This is a genomic window from Actinophytocola sp., assembly GCF_036555685.1.
Taxonomy (GTDB): Bacteria; Actinomycetota; Actinomycetes; order Mycobacteriales; family Pseudonocardiaceae; genus Actinophytocola.
In genome coordinates this window covers 29,431-45,101 of record NZ_DATBKY010000230.1, presented here as the reverse complement: position 1 = coordinate 45,101, position 15,671 = coordinate 29,431, and the positions used below count along the sequence as shown (strand labels likewise).

Below are 15,671 nucleotides of genomic sequence, written 5' to 3'. Positions count from 1 at the left end.
AGCGAACCATGAGTACGGACCTCGTCCTCGAGCACGTCACCAAGCGGTTCGGGCAGTTCACCGCGGTGGACGACCTGAGCCTGACCGTCCCGGAGGGAGCGTTCTTCGCGCTGCTCGGCGCCTCCGGATGCGGCAAGACCACGACGTTGCGCACGGTCGCCGGGCTGGAGGAGCCGACGTCGGGCGAGATCCGGCTCGGGGACGAGGTCATCACCCAGCTGCGGCCCTACCGCCGGCCGGTCAACACGGTGTTCCAGAGCTACGCGCTCTTCCCGCACCTGGACGTCAAGGACAACATCGCGTTCGGCCTGCGCCAGCGCGGCCTGAAGGACGTGCGCGGCAAGGTGCACGAGATGCTCGAGCTGGTGCAGCTCGGCGGGTACGAGAACCGCAAGCCCGCACAGCTGTCCGGCGGCCAGCAGCAGCGCGTCGCGCTTGCCCGGGCACTCGTCAACGAGCCGCAGGTGCTGCTGCTCGACGAGCCGCTCGGCGCGCTGGACCTCAAGCTGCGCCGCCAGATGCAGATCGAGCTCAAGCGCATCCAGACCGAGGTCGGCATCACGTTCCTGCACGTCACCCACGACCAGGAGGAGGCCATGTGGATGGCCGACACGGTCGCGGTGATGAACGCGGGTCGCATCGAGCAACTCGGCGCGCCGACGGACATCTACGAGTTCCCGTCCTCGCCGTTCGTGTCCAACTTCCTCGGCCAGTCCAACCTGTTCGCCGCCGAGGTGGCCGGCACCTCGGGCGCGGACCTGGTGCTGACCGCGCACGGCGAGCGGTTCGCGGCGCCGACCGCGCGGGCGCACGCGACCGAGGGCCGCGTGTGGCTCGGCGTGCGGCCGGAGAAGGTACGCCTCGCCGAGCCGGGCCAGGACCCGCCGGCCAACCACAACTCGGTGCGCGGCGTGCTGACCGACACCTGCTACGCCGGCGTGAGCACCGAGTACCTGCTGAAGACCCCGTGGGGCCAGGAGATGTCGGTGTTCTCCGCGAACCAGTCGGCCGGCGAGCCGCTGTCGCCCGGCACCGAGGTCGTCGCGCACTGGTACCCGCCGCACTCGTTCGTGCTCGACCGCCCGACGGGCCAGGGCGACGAGGCCACCCAGTACTCCGCCGACCCGCTGGGCGTGGCGCCGTGACCGCTCTGGTCGGCGCGGCGGCCGGCGGCGCCGCACCCGGCACCCCGCCCGACGTCGAGCCGGTCGCCGAACCGGTCGCCGGCAGGCGCCGGCGGCGGTGGACGCCGTACCTGCTGTTGCTGCCGGGCGGGATCTGGCTCGTCGTCTTCTTCGTCCTGCCGTCCGTCCAGCTGCTCGCGACGAGCCTCTACGACCGCGGCGGGAGCCTGGAGACCGGCTACCAGCAGGCGTTCGCGTTCTACAACTACGTCGACGCGGTCACGGAGTACTGGCCGCACCTGGTGCGCTCAGCCGTGTACGCGGGCATCGCGACGATCATCTGCCTGATCCTCGGCTACCCGCTGGCGTACGCGATCGCGCAGAAGGCGGGCCGGTGGCGCAACCTGATGCTGGTCTGCGTGATCGCGCCGTTCTTCACCACGTTCCTGGTGCGCACGCTCGCCTGGAAGTCGATCCTGTCGGACAACGGTCCGCTGGTGGAGTTCCTCCGCAGCCTGCCGTTGATCGGCAACGACTTCCGGCTGCTCGCCACGCCCGCGGCCGTCGTGTGTGGACTCGTCTACAACTTCCTGCCGTTCATGGTGCTGCCGCTGTTCGCGAGCCTCGACCGGCTGGACGGCCGGTTGCTCGAGGCGTCCCGGGACCTGTACGCGAAGCCGACCGCGACGTTCCGGAAGGTGACCCTGCCGCTGTCGATGCCGGGCGTCATCGCCGGCACGCTGCTCACATTCATCCCGGCGGCCGGTGACTACATCAACGCCGAGCTGCTGGGCACCCCGAACCAGTACATGATCGGCAACGTCATCGACTCGGCCTTCCTGGTGCGGCTGGACTACCCGCAGGCGGCGGCGCTGTCGTTCCTGCTCATGGCCACGATCCTGGTCATGGTGTTCTCCTACGTGCGTGCGGCCGGGACCGAGGAGGTGGTCTGAGGTGTACCGGGTCTGGCGCTGGGTCGCCGACCACTGGGTGATGGTGATCGGCCTCCTCGTGCTCGCCTACCTCTTCCTGCCCATCGTCGTGGTGTTCCTGCTGTCGGTGAACCGGGCGACGAGCCGGCTGTCGTACGACCTGTCCGACCAGTGGACGCTGGACTACTGGCTGCACCCCTTCGGCGCGGCCGGCATCGCCGACGCGCTGCGGTTGAGTATCGGCATCGCGCTCGTCGCCACGTTGGTCGCGACGGTCCTGGGCACGCTGATGGCGTTCGCCCTGGCACGCCACCGCTTCCGCGGCCGCGGCTCGACCAACGTGCTGATCTTCCTGCCCATGGCCACGCCCGAGGTCGTGATGGGCTCGTCGCTGCTGGCGCTGTTCGTCACGCTCCAGGTCCCGCTGGGCTTCTGGACCGTGGTCGTGGCGCACATCCTGTTCTGCCTGTCCTTCGTGGTGGTCACCGTGAAGGCGCGGCTCGCCGGGCTGGACCCGCGGCTGCAGGAGGCGGCCATGGACCTCTACGCGGACGAGTGGTCGACGTTCCGGAAGGTGACGCTGCCGCTGGTGCTGCCCGGCATCGCCGCGGCGGCCATGCTCTCGCTCTCGCTCTCCTTCGACGACTTCATCATCACGAACTTCAACTCGGGCACCTCGGTGACCTTCCCCATGTACGTCTGGGGCGCGGCGCAGCGCGGGATCCCGCGGCAGGTCAACGTGATCGGCACCGCGGTGTTCCTGCTGGCGTTCGTGATCGTGCTGGCGGTGCAGATCCGCGGGCGGCGGCAGGCGAAGGCACTCGGAGTGGCGTGATGAAGATCCTCATGATCGGCGCGGGCAGCGTGGGCTCGGCGGCGGTCGCGATCGCGGCGCGGCGGTCGTTCTTCTCGTCGTTCGTCGTGGCCGACTACACGCTCGACCGGGCGAACAAGGCGGTGTCGTCGGTGCCGGACGACCGGTTCGTCGCCACCCGGGTGGACGCCTCGTCGGCCGCGGCGGTCACCGAGCTGTGCCGGCGCCACGAGATCACGCACGTGCTGAACGCGGTCGACCCGCGGTTCACGATGCCGGTCTTCTCCGGCGCGCTCGCGGCCGGGGCGGACTACCTGGACATGGCGATGTCACTGTCCACACCGCACGAGTCGGAGCCCTACCGGCGGACCGGCGTGAAGCTCGGCGACCTGCAGTTCGCGGCCGCGCCGTCGTGGGAGTCGGCGGGCCGGCTGGCGCTGGTGGGCATCGGCGTGGAGCCCGGCATGTCGGACGTGTTCGCCCGGTACGCCGCGGACCACCTGTTCTCCTCGATCGAGGAGATCGGCGTGCGGGACGGGGCGAACCTGGTGGTGGACGGCTACGACTTCGCCCCGACGTTCTCGATCTGGACGACGATCGAGGAGTGCCTCAACCCGCCGGTGATCTACGAGCGGGACCGCGGCTGGTACACGACCGAGCCGTTCTCCGAGCCGGAGGTGTTCGACTTCCCCGACGGCATCGGCCCGGTCGAGTGCGTGAACGTGGAGCACGAGGAGGTCCTGCTCATCCCGCGCTGGGTGGCCGCGGGCCGGGTGACGTTCAAGTACGGGCTGGGCAACGAGTTCATCCAGGTGCTGCGGACCCTCCACAAACTCGGCCTGGACCGCACGACCCCGGTCACGGCCGGCGGCGTGTCGGTGTCGCCGCGGGACGTGGTGGCCGCGTGCCTGCCGGACCCGGCCGGTCTCGGCCCGCGGATGACGGGCAAGACGTGCGCCGGCACCTGGGTGCGCGGGCTCGGCCCGGACGGCGAGCCGCGCGAGGTGTACCTGTACCACGTGGTCGACAACGAGTGGTCGATGCGCGAGTACGGCCACCAGGCGGTCTCGTGGCAGACGGCGCTGAACCCCGTGGTGGCGCTGGAGTTGCTCGCGTCGGGCGTGTGGCAGGGGAGCGGGGTCCTCGGCCCGGAGGCCTTCGACCCCGTCCCCTTCCTCGACCTGCTAAAGGACTACGGCTCCCCCTGGGGTGTCCGGGAGTCCGGCGCGGGACACTAGTTCCACTTCGTGCCGGCGACCGTGCGGACGGCCGCGTTGATCCGGTTGTAGAAGTTGACCGTCGCGATCCAGAAGACCAGCCCGGCGAGCTGCTTCTCGTCGTAGTACTTGGTCAGCTCGGTCCACAGCTCGTCGGACACGACGTCGCCCTTGTCGGCCTGGCGGGTCATCGCCTCGGCGAGCTCGAGCGCGATGCGCTGCGCGTCGGTGTAGTACGGCGCCTCGCGCCACGCGGACACCGACCACTTGCGCTGCATGGTCGTCTCGTCCGTGCTCGCGTCGGGGCGGTCCGCGTCGACGCACCAGCTGCAGCCGTTGATCTGGCTCGCGCGCAGGTGCACCAGCGACATCGTCTCCTGGTCGACCCCGCTCTGGAACGCCACCTGGGCGAGGCCCTGGCCGTGCTTCAGCGCGTCCGGCAGCAGCGTCGTCGGGCTCTGCATCCGTGCCTGCATGTCTCCTCCTTCGGGTCGGCGGTTCGTGTCGAGCCGCCGATGCCCTGACGAATCGCGCGGCGCGGATGTGACCACGCCGGTCACAAACGGCCCGGGCGAAGCGTCAGTGCTATGACCGACGAGGGACAGGGGAGGACCGGATGGACGAGCAGGACTGGCTGGCGTCGCGTTTCGAGGAGCATCGAGCGCGCCTGCGTGCGGTGGCCTACCGGATGCTCGGCTCGCTCGCCGAGGCGGACGACGCCGTGCAGGAGTCCTGGTTCCGGCTGAGCCGCGCGGACGCGTCCGACATCGCGAACCTCGGCGGCTGGCTGACCACGGTCGTGGGGCGGGTGTGCCTGGACATGCTGCGCTCGCGCAAGGCGCGCCCCGAGGAGCCGGCCGGGCCGCACCTGCCGGACCCGATCGTCGCGAGTGGCCCCGAGGACCACGCCGTGCTGGCCGACTCGGTCGGGCTCGCGCTGCTCGTCGTCCTCGACACGCTCGACCCGGCCGAGCGGCTCGCGTTCGTGCTGCACGACATGTTCGCGCTGCCGTTCGACGAGATCGCCCCGCTCGTCGGCCGCTCGTCGGTCGCCACCCGCCAGCTCGCGAGCCGCGCGCGCCGCCGCGTCCAGGGCTCCCCGACCACCCCGGACGCCGACCTGACCCGCCAGCGCGCGGTGGTCGACGCCTTCTTCGCCGCGGCCCGCGAGGGCGACTTCGACGCGCTGGTCGCCGTCCTCGACCCGGACGTGATCCTGCGCGCGGAGGGCGGCGAGCTGCCCGAGGGCGCGTCCCGCGTGGTGCACGGTGCCGCGACCGTGGCGGGCCAGGCGCTGCTGTTCCGCCGTACGGGCCGGGGCGCCGGGGTGCCGCGGCCGGTGGTGGTCAACGGCGCCGCGGGCATGCTCGTCCTGCGCGACGGCCGCCCGCGGGTGCTGTTCGCCTTCACGGTGACGGACGGCCGCATAGCGGCGATCGACATCCTGATGGACCCCGACCGCCTGGCCGAGCTGTCGATCTAGTGTCGGCCGGTGCGTGTTCCGGGGAGGCGTGCTAATCCAGGTTGTGCATCACGTGCTTGACGCGCGTGTAGTCCTCCAGGCCGTACATCGACAGGTCCTTGCCGTAGCCGGAGTGCTTGAAACCGCCGTGCGGCATCTCCGACACCAGCGGGATGTGCGTGTTGACCCACACGCAACCGAAGTCGAGGCGGCGGGTCATCCGCATGGCGCGGCCGTGGTCGCGGGTCCACACCGACGCGGACAGGCCGTACTCGACGTCGTTGGCCCAGCGGACCGCCTCGTCCTCGTCGGTGAACTGCTGCACGGTGATGACCGGGCCGAAGATCTCGTTCTGGATGGCCTCGTCGGTCTGGCGCATGCCGGAGATCACGGTGGGGGAGTAGAAGTAGCCGCGGTCGCCGACCTGCGAGCCGCCCGTCTGGAGGCTCGCGTGGTCGGGCAGCCGGTCCACGAACCCGGCGACCCGGGTGAGCTGGTTGGCGTTGTTCAACGGGCCGTACAGCACCTCGGTGTCCGTCGGCGGGCCGGTGCGGGTGTTCTTGGCCTGCTCGGTGAGCGCGGCGACGAAGTCGTCGTGCAGCCCCGGGGCGGCGAGCACTCGGGTGGCGGCCGTGCAGTCCTGGCCGGCGTTGAAGTACCCGGCGACCGCGATGGCCTCGGCGGCCGCGGCCACGTCGGCGTCGTCGAAGACGATCACCGGTGCCTTGCCGCCGAGCTCGAGGTGGACCCGCTTGAGGTCGACAGCGGCGGCCTGGGCGACCTCGCGCCCGCCGCGCACGGAACCGGTGATCGACACCATCTGGGGCGTCTTGTGGGAGACGAGCTCGCGGCCGGTGTCACGGTCGCCGCAGATCACGTTGAGCACGCCGGCCGGGAAGAACTCGGCCGCGATCTCGGCCATCAGCAGCGTCGAGGCGGGCGTGGTGTCCGACGGCTTCAGCACGATCGTGTTGCCCGCCGCGAGCGCCGGCGCGATCTTCCACACGGCCATCATCAGCGGGTAGTTCCACGGCGTGACCTGCGCGCAGACGCCGATCGGCTCGCGGCGCACGTAGCTCGTGTGGCCCGCCATGTACTCGCCCGCGGAGCGGCCCTCGAGCAGCCGGGAGGCGCCGGCGAAGAACCGGAAGTGGTCGACGGCCGGAGGCATCTCCTCCTCGGCCGTGAGCTGGCGTGGCTTGCCGGTGTTCTGGACCTCCGCGTCGAGCAGGTCGTCGATGCGGGCCTCGATCGCGTCGGCGAACTTGAGCATGGCGAGCTGCCGCTCGCGCGGGACGACGTCACGCCAGGACTCGAAGGCGCCCGCGGCGGCCTTCACCGCGCGGTCGACGTCCTCCGCGCCGGACACCGGTGCCGCCGCGAACACCTCGCCCGTGCTGGGGTCGATCAGGTCCGCGTACTCGCCGCTGAGCGGCTCCACGTACGCACCGGCGACGAAGTTCCGCAGCATTGTCTTCTCGGTCATCTCCGAACTCCCTGACGAGGATCACGCTGGCTCTGTGCCATCCTCGCTACTGAATCCGCAGCAGACAAGCCCTTGGGCAACTGGATTCGTGTCGCGATGTGGGCTATGGGGGTCAGACCGTGCGCCCCCGCCGGACCGCGCCGACCCGGATTCGATCACCTGAGCTCGGTACGCAGCTCGTGGCTCTCGTCGGGGAGGCGGGCCTCGTAGTAGAGGCGGGTGCCGCCGCCGGGCAGCGCGAGGACGTCGAGGTAGCGGACGTCGATCACCGGGGCGGCCGGGTCCGCGGCCAGCCGGTCGCCGGACGGGACCGCGACGCCGGTGCGCTCGAACCAGTTCTCCGCCGCGCTCGCGCGGCCGTCGTAGCTCGCGCGGCCGTCGGGCAGCACGCTGGTCAGCCGCGCCCCGCGGGCGTCCCACTCGCCGGCGCGGCCGGCGAGGACCGTGCCGTGCCATGTCCACTCCAGACCGTCGGCGCTCGTGGCGTACGCGGTGGTCATGCGGTCCTCGGCACCGGGCACGTCCAGCGGGTGGCAGCACAGCCACGCTCGCCAGCGCGACCCGTCGAAGCGCACCACCGGGTCCTTCACGCCGAACGTCCCGTCGCCGGTGAACAGCGGGCGGACCGGTGCCCCGGCGAGGCCCTCCGGCTCGGCCGCTTCCAGGACGCCGACCCACCAGTGCTTCGAGTTCGGCGTCGCGCAGCTGACATACATCCGCCACAGGCCGGCACGCGCGCGCACGATCGCCGCGCGCTCGACCATCCGCGCGCCCAGAGCCGCGGGCTCGATCGTGCCGACCGTCGTCAGCCCGACCCCGTCGGCCGACCGCGCGATCACGTTCACGTCGTGGTCGCCGCGCACGCGGTAGGTCAGCACGATCGTGCCGTCCGCGTCGAGGGCGGCGCCCGGCGCGCCGGCCCATTGCTGCGGGCCGCGGCCGGGCGCCGCGGCGACCACCTTCGCGTCTCCGGTGGGGAGCGGGAACTCGTTCATGCCCCAAGCCTGCGGCTCCCGCGGCCGTGCCGATAGTGGCAGCAATGCCAATACGTCGGAACTTTCTGCCATACTCGTCTTCGTGAGATCCGTTGTCGCGTTGGCCGGCGAGCGGGTCGCCGCGTTCGAGCTGGGCATCGTCTGCCAGGTTTTCGGTCTCGACCGCGCCGACGACGGCCTGCCGGTGTACGACTTCGCCGTGGCCGGCGCGCGGGTCGGCGAGGTGCCGACGACGTCGGGCTTCCCGGTACGCGTCACCCACGACCTGGACCACCTCGTGGCGGCCGACCTCGTGACCGTGCCGGCGTGGCCGGCCCTCGACGCCCCGATCGAGCCCGCGATCCTCGACGCGTTGCGCGCGGCCGTCGACCGTGGCGCGCGGGTGCTGTCGGTGTGCTCGGGTGCGTTCGCGCTCGCCGCGGCGGGCCTGCTGGACGGCCGCCGCGCGGCGACGCACTGGCAGTTCGCCGACCGCCTGGCGCGCCGGTACCCGTCCGTCCACGTGGACCGCGACGTGCTCTACGTGTCCGACGGTCCCATCCTCACGAGCGCGGGCGCCGCGGCCGGCCTGGACGCGTGCCTGCACCTCGTTCGCGAGATCCACGGCCCGCGCACCGCGAACGAGCTGGCGCGCCGCATGGTGATGCCGGCCCACCGCGACGGCGGCCAGGCGCAGTTCGTCGACCTGCCCGTGCCGGCCGCGGGGTCCGACTACGTGCTGGCGGACCTGCTGGACTGGATGCGAGAGCACCTGGCCGACCCGCTGCCGGTGCCGGCGCTCGCGGCCCGCGCGGTGATGTCCGAGCGCACGTTCGCCCGCCGGTTCCGCGCGGCCACCGGCACGACGCCGCACCGCTGGCTGCTGGACCAACGCCTGTGCCGCGCGGAGGAGCTGCTCGAGACGACGGACCTCCCGGTCGATCACGTGGCCGGCCAGGCGGGCTTCGGCGCGGGTGACACGCTGCGCCACCACTTCACCGCCCGCCGCGGCGTGAGCCCCGCCGCGTACCGCCGCACGTTCCGGAATTAGCCGGCACTTTGCCCTCCGTTTGCCAGCCGCGCCGTTTCGGCTGCGACGAAATGGCCCGGACAATTCTTGCCCACCTGCACGTGCAACCGCACTGGGAAGTGGGAACTATCAGCCCTACCCGAAGATCGGCGATTGCGAGATGATGTATTACTCGCACTGGCCGAGTTGCGGGTGGAGGGGAATCCATGAATTCGTCGAGCGCCGAACCGGACATCCGATCCGAGCTGATCGACCTGGAAGCCGTCCCGTTCACCATGCTGCGCGGTCTGGAGACCGAGCTCCTGCGCAAATCCCTACGCCATGTCGTGGAACGAACCAGGCATGTCCACGCCCGATACCCGAGCTCAGGTCAGGGGGACGGCGAGCGGATCGATTGATGCGCGGCCCAAGCGGGGACGGCATCGTATTTCACCACCTGCCGTGGCGGGACCTGGACGCATTTGCTCGGCTCGAGATCGATGCGAGGATGGTAGGCCGGCTGCGCCTGGCGGAACGGAGTAGGCGAAAGCTCCTCTTGCACGCCCTGATGCAGGGCTCGGCGAAGTCGCCGGAGTTGTTCGGCCCCTTGCCCGCACCGGACGCCGTCTGGGAGTTGCTCGCCAGGGTCGAGGCCGTCGCACCCGGCATTCTCGACAGGCTGCTCGATCATCCGTATGTCGGCAGTTGGGTTGGCTACACGACGCGACTGTTGCGCAACGGCATCGACGGCGTCTGTCCTCTGTGGATGCACTTGGGGCACATGCACGCATTCGCGGCCGCGGCCGGGGTCCGTGCCGGCATCGACTTCAGTATCCCCGTACCCGCGTGGGAAGGGCGGGTGGTGTTGCCTTCGCTCGGTCTGGCAAGGCTTCCGTCCCCGACGTCGTGCGCGGTGGCCGAGGTCCGCGGGGTCGCCGGTGCCTACGTCGTAGGCAATGAACAGGGTGAGGTCCGGCTGCCCGACGAACCCGGATCGGATGCGCCGGGCTGGTGGGCGGTGCGGCGAAGCCGGATGCGGATCGGCCGGCACATCTTCTCGATCCGCCTGGAAGACGTGGATCCCTACCGGGGACTGTACGAACCGGTGCCACCGCAGCGCCTGACCGCTGCGGAGCTCGCCCGGTGGCGAACGCTGCTCGAGGAGTCGTGGTGCCACATCGTCGAGCACGTCCCGGACTTCGCCGACATGATGCCCTCCGGGCTCGACACACTCGTGCCGAGGCCACCGGTGATGTTCCGGAACCCGAGCGCGTCGACGGGCGAGGCATTCGGCAGTGCCCTCGTGAGCCTGCCGTCGGACGGCGCGTCGCTGGCGAGCACGTTGATCCACGAATACCTGCACGTCGTCCTGGGTGGCATCCTGCACCTGACTCGCCTGCACGATGACGACCCGCGAGAACGGTTCTACGTCGCCTGGCGGGACGACCCACGCCCGTTGAGCGGTGCGTTGCAAGGTGCTTACGCGTTCTTCGGTGTCACGTCGTTCTGGCGGGCCATGGCCCGGTCCGCCAACGCGTGCACGGCTCGCCGTGCCGCGTTCGAGTTCGCGTACTGGCGAAGCCAGACGTGGCGGACCGTGCGTTCCCTGCGGGACGATCCAAGTCTCACGACGGCGGGTCGTCGGTTCGTCGCGGGCATCGCGGCGCGACTCGGTGATTGGCGGGACGAGCCGTTACCCGTCCCCGCGACCCAGCGGGCAGAGGCGGCCGCACTCGATCATTACGCGGGGTGGCGGGTCCGGCACCTGCGGCCCGACCCGGCTGTCGTCGCGAAGTTGCGGAACTCGTGGCTGGCCTCGGACACCCGGCCACCCGTCATGTCGGAGGTGGCGGAGCTTCCGCCGACCCCGGTCCCGGACGGCACCTGGTCGCCCGCGCGAATCGATCTGGTCCGGCTCCGGCTCACGGATCCCGAGGCGAATCTGTCCGAGACGTGGCCGGCCGTCCCCGGCGCGTCGGAGGCCGACCACGAGTACGCGCTCGGCCGCTACGACGACGCGGCACGCGGCTACCGAAACCAGCTCGCCCGCAGTCCCGACCAGCCGGGGCCGCTTGTCGGGCTCGGCCTGTCGCTCCGCGCGCGCGGCGCGAGCCCGGCGGCCCGTGCCCTGGTACACCGCCCTGAGCTGGTGCGTGCCGTGCACCGGGAACTGCGGGTCACACCGTCCGGCGCGCCAGAGGTTGAGCGCCTGGCGGCGTGGATCGGTCAGCTGGTGTCCGGCTAGTCACATCATCATCGGGTCGATGTCGCAGTCCGCTCGCACGGCGTTGACGGCGGCCTTCGTGCCGGGATGGGCCTCGCCGAGCACTTTCCGGTACCTGTCGACCGTCGGACCCACATAGGGTTCCGCTTCCTCCGGCCGGCCCATGGCGCGTAGGTCGAGGCCGACGTTGAGCGCCGCTGCCAGCACCGTCGGGTGGTTCTCGCCCAGCACCTGGGTGCCGCGCTCGAGCGCGTCCTTGCCGAGCTCGAAGGCCCGGTCGGCGTGTCCCAGGGTGGCCAGGTCGCTGGCGAGATTGATGCTGGTGACAATGGCATAGGGATGATCCGGGCCGATGCCGGCACGGAGTTGCTCGAGCGCGCGTTCGTCGAGCGTTCGAGCCTCGTCGAGCTCGCCCAGCAGCCGCAACGTGACGGCCAGGTCCACACTCGCGCCAAGCGTGTGCGGATGGTTTTCGCCCAGGATTCGGCGGTAACGCTCGAAGGTCTCTTCGCCGAGTTTCCTCGCGCCCGGCAGATCGCCCGCGTGCCGCAGGTCGATCGAATGGCCCAGAGCGCACGCCATCGTCGCCGGGTGGTCGTCACCTCGCATGAATCGAAGCTGATCGAATGCGGCGGTCGAGAGCGCAAGCGCGCTGTTGTGGTCGCCGTGCTTGCGTTGCGCGACAGCGAGATGGAACGTCACGAACGCGGAGTCCGGCCGGTCATCGCCGAACCGTGCCTTGAACGCCGCGGCGACCCGCTCCTGCTCGACGCGAGCGCGCACGTACTCGCCGGCCTCACGCAGGTCCAGAATCAGCGACGCGTTCGTGCTGAACGTCTTCAGGTGATCGGGCCCGAGAACCTCGGTCCTGCGGCGCAGGGTTTCCGCGTCCAGCGCGGCCGCTTCCCGGTAACGCCCGAGCAGCCGCAGGCTGAGGCCGTGCTGGAACGCGGCCTGCAGGGTCTCCGGGTCGTCCTCGCCGAACAGGCGCTTCGACTTGAGGTAGATCTCTTCGCTTCGCTCGGTGGCGACGGCGAAGTCACCCTGGGCCCGAAGATCGATCACGATGTTCGTCTGCAGGGCGAGGGTCTCCTCGGTCTCCTCGGAGGAAACCTCCCGGTGAAGTGCCAAGGTGCGCTGATTGAGCTCCGCCGCTTCCTTGTACCTGCCGAGCGCCCAGAGGTAGAGGCCGAGGCGGGACGACACCTCGAGGGTCTGTGGGTTCGTGGGGCCGAGCTTGTCCGTGAAGCCCTGCCGGGCGCGCTGCGCCAGCTGGCAGGCCTCGTCGTGGTCGCCGGACTGGAACAGGTAGCGCATGATGTTGATGACCAGCTGGCGTACCCAGCTGTCGTCGCAGTCGACGATGTCCGACGCATAGGCGTGCGGAAGCAACTCGCGATACCGCGGCCAGTGCCGGCTCGACTCGGGATCGTTCGGGTCGAGGCTGGCCAGTAGCTGGTGCGCGCCGTGCCGCATCTGCGCCTGCACCTGAGGCGCCATCACCCGGTTGCGGAGAACGAGTTGAACCAGCCGGTGGAGCTGAATCGTGTTCTGGCCGTGGTCGATCTTGGCGAGCCCGTACCGGTTGATGTCACGTATCGCCCGGGCCACCTTGATCGAGTCGCGCAACGCGTCGTCGAGTTCGGGCGATATCGATACCCGCCCCGCGCCGTTGAACAGGTCCCGTGAAATCGGCTCCGGTGAGAAGAACGCGCAGATATGCAAAATCTGGTGCGCGGCCGGGTTTCGTTTCCGCAACTCGTCGAACGAGACGTTCCACGCGGCTGCCACCGAGAGTTCGTAGTCCGACGGTGTGGAGGTGTCGAGGATCTCGGCAACCGACTCGTCGAACAAGCGGAGATACTCCGGCACCGGCATTCCGGTGACGGCCCGCCAGGCCGCCGCCTGCTCGATCGCCAACGGGAGGTCGCCGAGCCTCTCGGCCAGCTGGTTCGCCTCGGTACGATCGATTTCGGGTCCGCGCTTGCCGAGCAGTTCGATGCTTTCGTCGCGCTTGAACACCGCGAGCTCCAACGGTCGAGCCACACCCGCCCAGTCCGGGTTTCGCGAGGTGATCAATATTTCGCCGGGACCGTTCGTGGGGAAGAACGGGCGCACGGCCTCCGGGCTGTCGGCCGCGTCGAACACGAGTAGCCAGCGGCGGATCGGGCGTCCGGTGCGTAGGGCTTCGCGGACGGCGGACACCGCGGTGAGCGCCTCGGATCCGACGGGAAGGCCGAGTTGGCGGGCGAGCTCGCTGAAGCCGGCGCGGATCTGGGTGGTGCGGGCGGCGTCGATCCACCAGATGAGGTCGTAGTCCTGCAGGTGGCGGTAGATGTACTCGACCGCCATCTGGGTCTTGCCGATGCCGCCCATGCCGTGCAGTGCGGAGGGGAGGACGGCGGTGGTGCCGCCGGCGGTCAGGCGTTTGCTCAGCTGCTCGAGCAGTTCGTCGCGGCCGGTGAAGTTCGGGTTGCGTGGTGGAACGTTGCCCCAGACCGGGGGTGGCTCGTCACGCTGGCGATCGCGGAAGCGGGTGTGCGTCGAGGACGGATGGGCCATGGGCGTGGTGGCGGTATCCAGAGCCGACTCGCCGTGCCGAGCGGGATGGTCCTCCGGCGCGGAGTGGACCGTCGTCGCGGTGCCTGAGGACTCGTTCTGGCGCTCGGCCGCGTTGGTCATGTTCTCGCTCCCACTGGTCGGGGCGTCGGCCACGGCACTTCGTTTCTTGATGGATTCAGAAGCAGGCGCGGCCTCATGCAGAACGGCGTTTCGGAGCCGGTCCGCTCTGGACAGGTAAGGACCGGAGAGTGCCCGCAGCACGGCACTCTCCAGGGCGACGTCCGCCGAGTTCTCGTGAGTGAGCACGGGGTCCGGCGTGTTGTCGGGGTCGGCAATGGCGTCCCGGATTTGGCCGAGCACCGGTATCCGAGAGCCAAAACGCTCGGCAGCGACTCGCACGACCCCGGCGGTCTCCGACCGCCGGGCGCCATTGAGCAGCAATTCACGGACTGCCTCGGGGAAGAGGAACGCCTTGGTGTCCCAAGAGGACCCCTCTTCCGCCAGCCCGGGAGCGTACAGCAAGTCGATCAGAAGCTCGGACAGGTGCTCCGGCCCCGCTTCGGGAACGAAATGCTGGCGGATCACCTCGGCCACGTCAAGGCGTACCGGCAGCGCGGCCAAAAGCGATGCCAGGCGTTGTGCCGGTGGTGAGGCCAGGCTGCGGAAATGCCGGACCCGCTCATTCGCCGACATGGCGTCGGGGGATTGCGGTTCGGGATGTTCGGCGGCGAGTAACACCGTGCCGTCCGCCGCGCCGTGCTCGCCCGTGAGGAGGCCCGCCCACCACCGAAGCCAGCGCGGCTGAAGCTCGAGTACCGGGACGGCGACGGTGCCGGGCGGCGTTAGCGACGACGGGTCGGGTTCGAGCCAGGCGTCCGGAAGGTCGACGCGCCAACGGGAGTTCGGGCGCAGGCCCGCCGGGGTGGTGATGTGCGCCTTGTGCAAGGGCAACCGGCCGCGGCGCCACAGCCATTGGGGGAGCAGGTGCACGATGGACAACGCACTGGTGCGGCCCCACCGCGCGAGTACGGGGAAAAGCACGTCCGGCCGCCATGAGTCGCCGACGCCGTCCGTGAGATAGAGAACGGCCCGCCGGCCCGACGGGTCGAGAATCTCCGCGGGGTCGCGCACCGGGGCGTCCTCGGTGCCGCCGCGCAGGACGAGGGTCTGCGCGCCGCCGTCCAGTTTCGCGGTCTCCAGGAGCCGGAGCTGAATTGTTCGGAACGCGCCGACACGTTCGAGAAAACCGATGAATGTCGTGATCCGGGACTGCCACAACTGCATCGACGGGCTGTTGTCGATGACGATGGTCAGATCCAGCCAGCGTTCCTTCACCGGATTGACGATCGGCCACCAGCGCCCGGTTTCCGCCGCCTGCTCGGCGGTGGCCACTTCGTCGAGAGCAATCGCGTCGTCGCGCTGCGCACGTACTTTTCGCTTCAAGGGCCGAAGCGCCCGGAAATACGCCAGCGAATCCCGCGGACGCACCGCCGACGCGCGCTTTCCGGCACCCGGCAGCAGGCGAAGGCCGGCGATCGGGACGGGCTCCGCGGGCTCGTCGGGCGCCGCGGGCGGGCTGGACGCCGGGATGTCGTCGGGGGGCGGTGAGTTCCGTGCGGGCTCGTCGCGCGCGGGAATGTCGGTGGGGTCGAACTCGGGCACCGGCGGCAGGTCCGGCGGCGGGCCGGGTTCAGGTGGCGGCCGCCCGGTGTCGGGGGGCCGGATGGCCGATGCCAGCCAGAGGATGTCCGCGATGTCCGTCGCGGTCAGGTCGGTCAGGTCCAGGCGGCCGGCCGTCGACGCGGTGTTCGCCGGTCCCGCCGGTGCGGTGGGACGCGGGTCTGGGGCACCGGCGGGCCTGGCCACG

Annotated in this window: 12 protein-coding genes; 8 read left to right on the top strand and 4 right to left on the bottom strand. The window is 70.4% G+C overall.

Annotation, left to right across the window (positions count from 1 at the left end; genetic code table 11):
• Positions 1-8: 8 nt before the first annotated feature.
• The 4 genes from VH969_RS21920 to VH969_RS21905 are packed head-to-tail and all read left to right on the top strand — an operon-like array spanning position 9 to position 4,108.
• Positions 9-1,145 carry an ABC transporter ATP-binding protein gene (locus tag VH969_RS21920; protein WP_331977146.1) on the top strand — a complete coding sequence of 379 codons (1,137 nt, stop codon included), beginning with the start codon at positions 9-11 and terminating at the stop codon, positions 1,143-1,145.
• On the top strand, positions 1,142-2,077 hold the full coding sequence (locus VH969_RS21915) for an ABC transporter permease (protein ID WP_331977144.1): 936 nt from the start codon (positions 1,142-1,144) through the stop codon (positions 2,075-2,077). Before VH969_RS21920 ends, VH969_RS21915 begins: the two co-directional genes overlap by 4 nt.
• A 1-nt stretch (position 2,078) precedes the next feature.
• A complete protein-coding gene (locus VH969_RS21910) occupies positions 2,079-2,891 on the top strand; it encodes an ABC transporter permease (protein ID WP_331977142.1) in 813 nt (270 codons plus the stop codon).
• A complete protein-coding gene (locus VH969_RS21905) occupies positions 2,891-4,108 on the top strand; it encodes a saccharopine dehydrogenase family protein (RefSeq protein WP_331977140.1) in 1,218 nt (405 codons plus the stop codon). Before VH969_RS21910 ends, VH969_RS21905 begins: the two co-directional genes overlap by 1 nt.
• On the opposite strand, the gene VH969_RS21900 is transcribed toward VH969_RS21905, so the two are convergent.
• Positions 4,105-4,563 carry a carboxymuconolactone decarboxylase family protein gene (locus VH969_RS21900; protein ID WP_331977138.1) on the bottom strand — a complete coding sequence of 153 codons (459 nt, stop codon included), beginning with the start codon at positions 4,561-4,563 and terminating at the stop codon, positions 4,105-4,107. The genes VH969_RS21905 and VH969_RS21900 overlap by 4 nt on opposite strands.
• Positions 4,564-4,703: 140 nt before the next feature.
• On the opposite strand from VH969_RS21900, the gene sigJ reads away from it, so the two are divergent.
• Positions 4,704-5,570 (top strand): RNA polymerase sigma factor SigJ, encoded by an 867-nt coding sequence (sigJ, locus tag VH969_RS21895; protein ID WP_331977136.1) that lies wholly within the window; start codon positions 4,704-4,706, stop codon positions 5,568-5,570.
• 31 nt (positions 5,571-5,601) lie between these two features.
• Here the strand turns inward: sigJ and VH969_RS21890 are convergent, their stop codons facing one another.
• Positions 5,602-7,035 (bottom strand): gamma-aminobutyraldehyde dehydrogenase, encoded by a 1,434-nt coding sequence (locus VH969_RS21890; RefSeq protein WP_414638597.1) that lies wholly within the window; start codon positions 7,033-7,035, stop codon positions 5,602-5,604.
• Between the two features lie 155 nt (positions 7,036-7,190).
• Positions 7,191-8,030, bottom strand: coding sequence for a hypothetical protein (locus VH969_RS21885; RefSeq protein WP_331977134.1), 840 nt, complete (start codon positions 8,028-8,030; stop codon positions 7,191-7,193).
• An 82-nt stretch (positions 8,031-8,112) separates the two neighbouring features.
• On the opposite strand from VH969_RS21885, the gene VH969_RS21880 reads away from it, so the two are divergent.
• The 3 genes from VH969_RS21880 to VH969_RS21870 all read left to right on the top strand — a co-directional run bounded on the left by VH969_RS21880 (position 8,113) and on the right by VH969_RS21870 (position 11,263).
• Positions 8,113-9,060, top strand: coding sequence for a helix-turn-helix domain-containing protein (locus tag VH969_RS21880; RefSeq protein WP_331977132.1), 948 nt, complete (start codon positions 8,113-8,115; stop codon positions 9,058-9,060).
• Between the two features lie 185 nt (positions 9,061-9,245).
• Positions 9,246-9,437 (top strand): hypothetical protein, encoded by a 192-nt coding sequence (locus VH969_RS21875; protein WP_331977130.1) that lies wholly within the window; start codon positions 9,246-9,248, stop codon positions 9,435-9,437.
• On the top strand, positions 9,437-11,263 hold the full coding sequence (locus VH969_RS21870; RefSeq protein WP_331977128.1) for an aKG-HExxH-type peptide beta-hydroxylase: 1,827 nt from the start codon (positions 9,437-9,439) through the stop codon (positions 11,261-11,263). Before VH969_RS21875 ends, VH969_RS21870 begins: the two co-directional genes overlap by 1 nt.
• Here VH969_RS21870 and fxsT read toward each other — a convergent pair whose 3' ends face one another.
• The gene (gene fxsT, locus VH969_RS21865; RefSeq protein WP_331977126.1) at positions 11,264-15,670 is read right to left on the bottom strand and encodes an FxSxx-COOH system tetratricopeptide repeat protein; all 4,407 of its coding nucleotides are present in this window, start codon (positions 15,668-15,670) and stop codon (positions 11,264-11,266) included. It lies immediately after the preceding gene.
• Between the last annotated feature and the right edge of the window lies 1 nt (position 15,671).